Raw genomic sequence first — 6,872 nt, 5'->3', positions numbered from 1 at the left:
TTTTATTTTGAGCTTTTATTGAAAGTGGCTAACTTGATTATAAAATTCGCCATTATATTTAATTTTTTAAAACTTTTAATATTTGTTTCTCTACACTAAAAAAGGTTTAAGATAAGATTATATTCACAATTTCTAGGGGAAGTTGATACACATATGAATAAAAAAACTGATTTAGAAGAAGAAAATTCACTAACAAAAATTGTCGACGATGTTTCTGAAGGTATTAATGATGCCGGCCCTGTATTCTCAACTGAAGATTACGCTGAATCTGAAAGCAATGGTAAACAAGCCGTTCGTTACTTACTTTGGGGATTACTCTCCGTCGTAGTTAACTTTGGTACATTCTTTATACTTTATCGAGTACTCAAGGCCAATTATCAAGTTGCTAACATTGTTGCCTGGTTCTTGGGTGTTCAGGTTGGTTTCTGGGTTGATCGAGTTATTGTTTTCCGCCACAAATCCAGCACAGCCTTTAAGGAAATGTTGGCTTTCTACGGCACACGTATTTTAACTTTCTTAATTGAAAGTGCTACGCTTTGGGTTGGTATTTCATTAATGAGTGCTAACGGTGCTGGTACTAAGGTAGTTGGTCAAATATTAGCTATCGTTGGTAACTATATCCTTTCGAAGTTCTTTATTTTTAAAAATCGTAATTAATCTGCTTAAAGTCAAAAAAACGGCTTCCATTAAGTATTCAAGATATATCCTTTACCTGAATCTCTTAATAGAGGTCGTTTTTATTTGGTCTGGAATAAGAAATAGAAATGTGTTCGGCTATGTGATTATTGTTGGCGGCTTTGTCGTTTACAATAATCACTTTTTATTTTTCATATTTAATTTTCTAAGTTAACTGCTGGCGCACCAGTTTTCACTCTTTCATGACGCTTAACAATCAAGGCCAAACCGATTCCAATAATTGTGATAACCACGTTTAAAAGAATTATCATTCTTGGAGCATCAGCACCGGTCATCTTTGTCAAATAAACAGCCACTGATAGAACGGCATAATTAGCTGTACTGGAAGCTATCATAACTAATGAGGTAGCTAAGCCTTTACTTTCAGGGAAAAAACTAATGGTTGTCGAAGTTGCTAATTGTAAAACTCCTCCGGCAGCGGCATATCCTATCACAAAACTTCCTATATAAAGAATAATCGGACTAGTTATGAAATAACAAAGTAATAACATGATAACGGAAATACTTGGATAAATAACTAATACGGTGGTTTCTTTCAATCCTAAATGAATCAAGCGTGCTGTTAACAAAACAGCCACTGTTGCACCTACGGCATAGAAGGATTGCAAGAGACTTGGATTCTTAACACCATAACTTGAACCCAATTCTTGATTACAATTTAACCAAATCATAAAAGTCGTTGAACTTGTAAAACCAATTAAGATTGAAGCAATCGCAGCAGCCGAAAAATGATGCTTCGTTGCAGCCTTATTTTTACTTTTGGCAGCTTTTTCTTGTTGTGGAAATGGTAAAAACATTACTAAGAAAGCATCTGCTAACATCAAAATGCCACAACCAATAAAAATAATTTTATAAGATAAGTGGGCACTGGCTACTAAGCCGATTACGAATGGTAAAAGAAATTGAGCTACTGTGATTGAGAACTTCGTAAACAAATTAGCAATTGAAGCTGATTTGGGGAAGATCTCCATAACACTTGGAGAAATACATGTATCCAAGAAAGAATTAGCAGCGCCATTGATGATTCCCATTGCATAAGCTATCCACAATTGGTGAACTGAAATTACACCAAAGAAGAACACTACATATAGAAAAATACCAATTAAGCCACTAACTCTGCGTCCAACTTTATCTGAAATTGGACCGGCAAATGGATAAGCTAATAGTCTTCCCAATCCATAAGCGGCAATTACTGAGACAACCATTGAAACATCGATTGCTCCGTTAGAGAGTGTTGAAGCTCCCCAAGCTTTCGCAAATTCAGTTTTATATTGTCCCATGATCGATAATGCAATTCCTAAAATAAAATAAGCAAAATATAGAGCAAAAGCAGTTGGGTAGTACTTTTTCTGACTATTCACCATTTTACTATCCTCCATTAATTTAGAAGAACAATTTCTTAACATCATCTACCGGCATATTTTCGCCAGTGTAAAGCTTAAAAGCGGCAGCACCTTGTTGAACTAGCATTCCTTTTCCACCAATAATTTGGCTACCATGATCTTTTGCATCCTGCAACATTTTAGTTACAGCGGGACTATAAACCGTATCTGTAACAACTAATCCCGGACGAAAAACGGAAGTATCTTTGATATTAGTCTGATCAACATTTGGTGCCATACCGGCTTTAGTAGCATTAGCTAAAACGTCACTATTTTTAATGGCCGTATCTAAAGCCATCTGATCATTAATATCGTCGACAGTAACTTTACAATCAGGCACTCTCTTCATAATTTTTTCGGCAATAACTTCAGCATTATGATAGAAGGAATCTTTCGGATTAAAGATATGGATTTCTTTGACACCATCTAAAGCCATCTGAACAGCAATGGCAGTACTAGCACCGCCAGCTCCTAAAAGGGTCAAAACTTTTCCCTTTGGCTCAACTCCATGTTGACGAAGATTAGCTACGTACCCGGCTCCATCAGTATTGTGACCTGTTAAAATACCATCATCGTTTACAATCGTATTAACAGCTCCAATTAATTGAGCAGTTGGTGACAATTTATCAACCAATTTACTAGCAATTTTTTTACAAGGCATTGTGACATTGGCACCACGAATATTAAAAATACGCATTTTTTCCAAAGCTGAATCCATCTCATCTTCTTTAACATCAAAAGCCAGATAAGCATAATTGATTCCAGCCTGTTCAAAACTATAATTGTACATTGCTGGTGAACCTGAATGTCTTACCGGCGAACCGAATAGAGCTAACATTGTTGTATGACCATCAATTCTTGCTTCCATGATTTAGCCTTCTTTGACCGTTTCTTTAGCCTGTTGTTGTTCATAGGCCTGATATTCCGCAGTTGGCATTTCCTTACCTGTAAATAGACTGTAAGCCGCAGCACCTTGCCATAACAACATTCCTTTACCGGGAGCGATGGTGCATCCCAAAGCTTCAGCGTCTTCAATCAATTTTGTCTTGAGAGGATTATAAACCGTATCGGCAACAACCAAATCAGGACGTAAATAGCTTTTATCAACTAGTGATTGTCCATCTAATGGTTTCATTCCTACAATAGTCGCATTAACTAGAATGTCGGCTTGGGCAATTTCTGCTTTTAACTTAGCTTGATCACTAAGTGAGTAGACGTTAACTTTTACTTCAGGCTTAGCTTGCTCAATTTTTTCTTTAGTTTTTTCAGCGTTTTGATAAAATTCATCATCTTGATTAAAAATAGAAATTTCTTTAGCACCATCCAAAGCACATTGAACTTGTAAAGCCGTTGCGGCACCGCCAGCTCCCAATACGACTAACTTCTTATCTTTAATATCAACACCATTTTCTTTCAGATTACGTACAAACCCAATTCCATCAGTAATGTGACCAGTTAGTTTACCATTATCGTTCACAATGACATTGATAGCTCCAATAATTTTAGCAGCTGGTGAAAGGTCATCAACCAAAGCTGCAGCAATACTTTTGCATGGCATTGTGACATTGCTACCACGTACTTTAAATAGCCTGAGCGCATCAATTGCTTGGGGCATCTGTTCCTTTTTGACGTCAAAAGCTAAATAGGCGTAGTCCAATCCTTGTTTTTGAAAACTAAAATTATACATTGCTGGTGAACCTGAATGTCCTACTGGTGAACCTAATAATGTGAATAAACCTGTTGTTCCTGAAATACGTTTTTCCATGATAAGCGCTCCTTATAAAAAAGGACCAAGACTTTCGTCTCAGTCTCTTAATTGATTTTATTTTTTAGCTGGTTGGTGGTGATCAATAGCGTATTGACGACGGCCACCTGGTTTTGGAATCATATCTGAGATCATCATATGAATTCCACCATCGACCATAACTTCACTACCGTTTGTATAATCTGAGCGATCACTGGCCATAAATAGAACAGTATTAGAGATGTCAGTCAAATTACCGATACGCTTGCTGGCAACCAAACGTTTTCTGCCGTCTTCAACTTTAGGATCACTGTAGAAATTCTCTGACAATGGTGTCTTAACCAAACATGGAAGAACACAATTACTGCGTAGTCCAAATTGTCCCCATTCGGCAGCCATCTGTTTGGACATCATATTAACGGCCGCTTTAGTTGTGCTGTAGGCACCGCTGTATGTTTCTGGTGATAATGAAGCAGCAGTTGAAATATGAACCAAAGTACCGTGACCTTGCTTGATCATAACTTTTCCAAATCTTTGTGACATTAAGAAATAACCTGTGATATTGACATTCAAGGCTTGTTTCCATTCGTCCAAGCGTAAATCTTCTAGTGGAGAGAATCTCAAAATGGCAGCAGTATTTACCAAGACATCAACTTTTCCAAATTTATCAACAACTTCTTTAACGGCTGCATCAACTTCTGTCTCATCAGTGGTATTACATTGAATTGCTAAAGTTTTAACGCCATATTTATCAGAGATTTCTTTAGCTAAGGCTTCTGTTTTATCCTTTAATAAGTCGACCAAAACAATATTGGCTCCCTGTTCAGCGAAATCATTAGAGAACTTTGTTCCCATTCCGCCGACAGCGCCTGTAATTACAACGACTTTTCCTTCTAATTCTAACCATGTATCACTCATATTCTTGTACCTCCCAATTGCTAATTAAGCTGTAACTGTTTCCTTCAAAATTTCAGGCCATGCCTCTTCCATAACCTTAACTGTGTTCTTATATGTATAATCAGCTACGTAATCGATTCCTTTAGCCATATATGCATCGGAAATCACTTCTACACCGATAACTTTTGGATCGACTCCGGCATCTTTGATCATCTTAACGAATCCCGCTGTATCCAAGTCCCCAGTACCAGGAGCTAAACGATCGTGCATTGATTCATCACGTAAAATTGATTTGGCATATGGTCTTGTATATGCATCATCCAATTGGATAGAAATAACACGTTTTGCTTGTTCCTTTGTCAATATATCATATGGTTGATCGGCTCTGACCCAGTGCCACATATCCAAAAGCATATAAACATTGTCACAATTAGCTTTTTGCATAATTTTCCAAGTCTTATCCAAGTTAGGCAATCCACTGTATGGCATTGGCTCTAGTGCGATGATCCACTTGCCTGCTCTAGCTGCCAATTCTTGAAGTTTCTTAGCTGTGTAGTCGATCGGATAATCTTCCATCAATCCAGTATTAATATGCTTTACACCGAACAATTCACACATATGGAAACACATCTGTTCCTTATATTTTTGTTCATACGTTCTTGGTTCTTCACACCATTGAACGATATATTCAACTTCGGTACATCTAATATTATATTTAGCAAGAATATCGAGAATGTCCTGATCAGTTAGGCCTTCATTTAAAGCATCAACATAAGTTTCGGCACGAAGTCCAATTCCATCATAACCTGCTTCACTAGCGGCTTTACAACGATCCTCAAAGCTGCATTTATCACCTAATGTCCAAGAACTAACTGTAATAGGATGTGTCTTTGTCATAATTAACTCCTCCAAAAGTTTGTGGATTTAGCATGCATGTTCTTTAATTCACATATTTATTTACGAGTTCAATGTAACCGTTTTTTTAAATATCGTCCAATTACTCTTTATCGTAGTCATCTATAGCCAAAAGTTATAGATTCTGCTATATTGGCTGTATAAAGCGATTTCAAAACTAACTAGATTTCACTTTTAAAGGGGATATTTTATTATGAATTTAGATCATCTACGTTATTTTGTAGCTTTATCTCGAACTGAAAATTATACGCAAACGGCAAAAATGTTACATATTACACAACCGAGTTTGACCAAAGCTATGCATTCATTAGAAAAAGAACTCGATCTAACTTTATTCCAACGGAATGGACGACGTGTAACTCTTACTCCGGAAGGAAGATTATTTGCTAACAGTGTTTCCACATCCCTAATTTCATTAGACAAAAGTATTGCTGAAGCTAAGAGCCTCAATGAAGAAAAAACAATCATTCGTTTGGCATCATTACGTACTTTGAGTATTAAATGGTTACCCGACATGGCACAACGCTTTCTAAAGTCTACCGAGAATCCTACTGTCGATTTTCAATTCAACACAGATACGGGGCTTTCACCAGATATCCTCAATGGTTTACGTGCAAAAAAATATGATGTGGCCTTCTGTTCTCGTTTAGATAATTATCCCGACTTAAATTTCTTTCCTGTCGCTGAACAAACAATGGTATGCATAACCCCAATTGATCATGCCTTAGCCAACCATTCTAGTGTGAATTTGGCAGAAACGCTAAATTATCCTCAAGTTACATTTTCAGAAAATAGTGGACTTCATTCCATTATGAACAAACTTTTTAGTGAGGTTGGTGGTCATCCTATCAGTGCCTATTCTGTGGAAGAAGATCAGGCCATTGCTGGTTTAGTTGCCAATGGATTCGGTATTGCTATCGTCCCTAACATGTCAATCATGCAAACCATGCCCGTCAAAGTAATTCCAATTTCATTTCCTAATGAACAACGAATCCTTTACATGGCAACTCTGAAAAGGACTGAAAATCAACCGGCTATTGCTAGTTTCGTTAATTTCGTTAAATCTCAAAGTAAACAACTTTCGATCAACAATATTTAAGACAAAAAAGGTACTAACCAGAACTTTCATTCTGATGAAGTGCCCTAAAATTGTTAGACATAATCTAACAACTTTAGGAGCACTTTTTTATGACCAAATACTCTTCAGATTTCAAAGCTAAATTAGTAAATGAATACCT

The 6,872-nt window shown here is 36.8% G+C and carries 7 protein-coding genes; 2 read left to right on the top strand and 5 right to left on the bottom strand.

All coding sequences use genetic code 11. The features are described 5' to 3' along the window. Nucleotides 1-153: 153 nt before the first annotated feature. On the top strand, nt 154-657 hold the full coding sequence (locus FD33_RS07875) for a GtrA family protein (protein WP_025086190.1): 504 nt from the start codon (nt 154-156) through the stop codon (nt 655-657). 176 nt (nt 658-833) lie between these two features. Here the strand turns inward: FD33_RS07875 and FD33_RS07870 are convergent, their stop codons facing one another. The 5 genes from FD33_RS07870 to FD33_RS07850 are packed head-to-tail and all read right to left on the bottom strand — an operon-like array spanning nt 834 to nt 5,616. Further along, nucleotides 834-2,060 carry an MFS transporter gene (locus FD33_RS07870; RefSeq protein ID WP_025086189.1) on the bottom strand — a complete coding sequence of 409 codons (1,227 nt, stop codon included), beginning with the start codon at nt 2,058-2,060 and terminating at the stop codon, nt 834-836. Between the two features lie 19 nt (nt 2,061-2,079). Beyond that, a complete protein-coding gene (aroE, locus tag FD33_RS07865; RefSeq protein ID WP_025086188.1) occupies nt 2,080-2,946 on the bottom strand; it encodes a shikimate dehydrogenase in 867 nt (288 codons plus the stop codon). A 3-nt stretch (nt 2,947-2,949) separates the two neighbouring features. After that, nucleotides 2,950-3,843, bottom strand: a complete 894-nt coding sequence (locus tag FD33_RS07860; RefSeq protein WP_025086187.1) for a shikimate dehydrogenase — start codon at nt 3,841-3,843, stop codon at nt 2,950-2,952. A gap of 57 nt (nt 3,844-3,900) precedes the next feature. After that, a complete protein-coding gene (locus tag FD33_RS07855) occupies nt 3,901-4,740 on the bottom strand; it encodes an SDR family NAD(P)-dependent oxidoreductase (protein WP_025086186.1) in 840 nt (279 codons plus the stop codon). Between the two features lie 24 nt (nt 4,741-4,764). After that, entirely contained in the window at nt 4,765-5,616 is an 852-nt protein-coding gene (locus FD33_RS07850) for a sugar phosphate isomerase/epimerase family protein (RefSeq protein WP_025086185.1), read from the bottom strand. 211 nt (nt 5,617-5,827) lie between these two features. On the opposite strand from FD33_RS07850, the gene FD33_RS07845 reads away from it, so the two are divergent. Next, complete coding sequence (locus tag FD33_RS07845; RefSeq protein ID WP_025086184.1) at nt 5,828-6,733, top strand: LysR family transcriptional regulator; 906 nt, start codon at nt 5,828-5,830, stop codon at nt 6,731-6,733. Nucleotides 6,734-6,872 lie beyond the last annotated feature (139 nt).

This window comes from Companilactobacillus paralimentarius DSM 13238 = JCM 10415, assembly GCF_001434985.1.
In the GTDB taxonomy this organism is placed as follows: domain Bacteria; phylum Bacillota; class Bacilli; order Lactobacillales; family Lactobacillaceae; genus Companilactobacillus; species Companilactobacillus paralimentarius.
The sequence above is the reverse complement of the archived record's forward strand: the minus strand, read 5'-3'. Positions and strand labels throughout refer to the sequence as shown.

Excerpts from the sequence above, each read along its gene's own strand:
- FD33_RS07855 (WP_025086186.1), bottom strand. The coding sequence starts at position 4,740 with ATGAGTGATACATGGTTAGAATTAGAAGGAAAAGTCGTTGTAATTACA.
- aroE (WP_025086188.1), bottom strand. The coding sequence starts at position 2,946 with ATGGAAGCAAGAATTGATGGTCATACAACAATGTTAGCTCTATTCGGT.
- FD33_RS07845 (WP_025086184.1), top strand. The coding sequence starts at position 5,828 with ATGAATTTAGATCATCTACGTTATTTTGTAGCTTTATCTCGAACTGAA.
- FD33_RS07875 (WP_025086190.1), top strand. The coding sequence starts at position 154 with ATGAATAAAAAAACTGATTTAGAAGAAGAAAATTCACTAACAAAAATT.
- FD33_RS07870 (WP_025086189.1), bottom strand. The coding sequence starts at position 2,060 with ATGGTGAATAGTCAGAAAAAGTACTACCCAACTGCTTTTGCTCTATAT.
- FD33_RS07850 (WP_025086185.1), bottom strand. The coding sequence starts at position 5,616 with ATGACAAAGACACATCCTATTACAGTTAGTTCTTGGACATTAGGTGAT.
- FD33_RS07860 (WP_025086187.1), bottom strand. The coding sequence starts at position 3,843 with ATGGAAAAACGTATTTCAGGAACAACAGGTTTATTCACATTATTAGGT.